The sequence below is a fragment of the Streptomyces spongiae genome, assembly GCF_009377185.1.
GTDB classification, from domain to species: domain Bacteria; phylum Actinomycetota; class Actinomycetes; order Streptomycetales; family Streptomycetaceae; genus Streptomyces; species Streptomyces spongiae.
Genome location: NZ_VJZC01000917.1, coordinates 1 through 2,638, shown reverse-complemented (window position 1 = coordinate 2,638; position 2,638 = coordinate 1). Strand labels below are relative to the sequence as shown.

The 2,638-nt window shown below is 73.2% G+C and carries 3 protein-coding genes and 1 pseudogene; all 4 read left to right on the top strand.

Going from position 1 to position 2,638, the window contains the following annotated elements:
* On the top strand, positions 1–515 hold a 515-nt coding region (locus FNH08_RS48655), incomplete at its 5' end, for a M20/M25/M40 family metallo-hydrolase (protein WP_152778305.1).
* The gene (locus FNH08_RS48650; protein WP_152778303.1) at positions 506–1,234 is read left to right on the top strand and encodes an MBL fold metallo-hydrolase; all 729 of its coding nucleotides are present in this window, start codon (positions 506–508) and stop codon (positions 1,232–1,234) included. The genes FNH08_RS48655 and FNH08_RS48650, both read left to right, overlap by 10 nt.
* 56 nt (positions 1,235–1,290) lie before the next feature.
* On the top strand, positions 1,291–2,109 hold the full coding sequence (locus tag FNH08_RS48645) for an IclR family transcriptional regulator (RefSeq protein ID WP_152778302.1): 819 nt from the start codon (positions 1,291–1,293) through the stop codon (positions 2,107–2,109).
* An 89-nt stretch (positions 2,110–2,198) separates the two neighbouring features.
* Positions 2,199–2,638: pseudogene (locus tag FNH08_RS48640) on the top strand (hypothetical protein); the annotation flags it as partial.

Genomic DNA, 2,638 nt, shown 5'->3' with positions numbered 1-2,638 from the left:
CCCGTACGGTCACCCGTATCCGGGGCGGCACCGGGCCCAACACCATCCCCGGCACCTGCGAGGCGGACGTCGACCGCCGCACGCTTCCCGGTGAGGACCCGGACACGGTCTGGCACCAGGACCACGCCGAACTCGCCGCACTGGGCGCCGAGCTGGACCCTCCCTTCACCGTCGACCCGGCCCTGGACACCCCGCCCGGCACTCCCGTCGTCACCGCCCTGTGCCGTGCCCTCGCCACACACGGCCGCCCGTCCGCCGTCCAGGGCATGCCCTTCGGCACGGATGCCAGCAAACTCGCCCGCGCCGGCATCCCCTCGGTGGTGTTCGGCCCCGGCTCGGTCACGGACGCCCACGCCGCCGCGGAATCGGTGGAGTTGGCGGAGGTGGAGTTGGCTGCGAAGATCGTCGTCGCAACGGTCCGGGGGACGGGAAAGCGGCTCCACGAGGGCGAGAGCGGCTCAACGGCCGGACAGGGACAGTACCTTGACCGCCCTGGGGAGCCATCGTGCAGCTGACCGACCATGTCACCCTCGTCGCCAGCGGAGCCGCCGGGTTCGATCTCAGCGACCCGCTGGACTGCCACGTCTACCTCGTACGCGGCAGCCGCCGCAGTGTCCTCGTGGACGCCGGGGCGGGGCAGTCGGTCCACACCGTCCTGCGCAACGCCGACACCGAGCCGGACCACCTCCTGCTCACCCACGGCCACGCCGACCACGCGGGCGGGGCGGCGGCCCTCGCCGAGCGGTTGCCCGGACTGCGCGTCCTGGCCGGAGCGGAGGCCGTGCGCTGGATCGCCGAGGGCGACGAGCGGGGCCTCAGCCTGGACAAGGGCAAGGCCGCCGGGGTCTATCCGGACGACTACATCTTCCGGCCCTGCCCCCGCGTCGAGCCCATCGCCGACGGCACGGAGATCGACCTGGGAGGCGGAGTCGCCCTGACGGCCGTCGCCACCCCCGGTCACGCCGACGGCCATATCTGCTACCACCTGCGCACGCCCGCCTATCGGGCCCTCTTCTCCGGCGACTGCGTCTTCACCGGAGGGCGCATCTCCCTGCAGAATCTGCACGACTGCCGTGTGCCCGAGTACGCGGACAGTCTCACCCGACTGGCCGCGCTCGACGTCGACGTGCTCTTCCCCGGCCACCACGAGGTGTCCCTGGCCCGGGCCGGGCGGCACCTGGACGCCGCCCGCGACACCGTCGCCCGCGGCCTGATGCCGAGGAGCACCACCTGATGGAGAAGAGCACGACATGACGGCGAAGAGCACGAGATGAAGGCGAGGAGCACGAGATGACCGCACCGCCCCGCCGCAACCAGGCATCCTCGCTCCGCCGTGCCCTCACCGTCCTCGAGTACGTCCGCGACCACGCCGGCACCGGCCGGGGCGTCACCCTGACCCGGATCGCCGAGGAACTCGGCATCAACAAGAGCACCGTGCTGCGGCTCGCCACGCCCCTGCTGGAGGCCGACCTGCTGGTCCGCGACCGGGAGACCGGCTGGTTCCGCCTCGGCCACGGCACCCTGCGGCTCGGCCAGTCCTACCTCTCCTCCCTCGACCTGCGCACCGTTGCCGCGGAACCGCTCCGCCTGCTCCAGCACGCGGTGGGGGAGACCTGCCACCTGGTGGTGTACGAGCCGCCGGACGTCGTCTACATCGACAAGGTCGAGAACGAGACCAACGTCCGCATGGCCTCCCGCATCGGCAGCCGCGTCCCCGCCTACCGCACCGCCGTCGGCAAGGCCATCCTCGCCTGGCACGGCGAGGAGGCGTTCCGCGCCGCCGTGGCCGCCGGGATGCCGCCGGTCACCCCGCATACCGTCACCGAACCCGACCGTCTGCGCGCCGAACTCGACCGCGTCCGCCGACAGGGCTACGCGATCGACGACCGGGAGAACGAGCCGGAGGTACGGTGCGTCGCCGCGCCCGTCTTCGACCACACCGACGCCGCCGTCGGCGCCCTCAGCGTCTCCGGTCTCACCACCCGGATGACCCCGGCCCGGGTCCGCGAGGTCGGCCCGCTGGTCGTCCGCACCGGTCTGGAGATCTCCCACGTCCTCGGCTCGGCCCGGGCACGGGACGTCGTCCAGCACCGAGCGGCCGGACGTTGACGAGCTGTACGAGCCACCCGAGCCACGCTGAGCCACCCGAGCCACGCCGAGCACGACACGAGCCCCGACCGAAGCGCGACAGGAGCGCCATGTCCCCGAGCCCCCGGACCGCACCGCCGTCCACGTCCTCCGTGTACACCTTCGTCGAGGACCTGCGCGCGGAGGGCGTGGAGCGCGTTCTGGACCGGATCCTCGGTACATACGGCTGTGACACCCTCACCGTCGCCGCCGCCTACCACCGGGCCCGTGACGTCACCCCGCACGGCCCCGCCCGGGTCACCCTGCGCCGGGACGGCGCCCACTTCCCGCCGCCAGCCGACCTGTTCGAGGGCGCGCGACTGACCCCGCCGGTACAGCCCGGCGCGGACCGGGAACCCCTCCGCGAACTGCGCCACCGTACGGCGGAACGCGGCGCCGCCCTGCACGGCTGGACGGTCTTCCTGCACAACACCACCCTCGGCCTCGCCCACCCCGACGTCACCCAGGAGAACTGCTTCGGCGACCGGGCCGCCCCCGCCGACCTGTGCCC

Excerpts from the sequence above, each read along its gene's own strand:
- FNH08_RS48645 (WP_152778302.1), top strand. The coding sequence starts at position 1,291 with ATGACCGCACCGCCCCGCCGCAACCAGGCATCCTCGCTCCGCCGTGCC.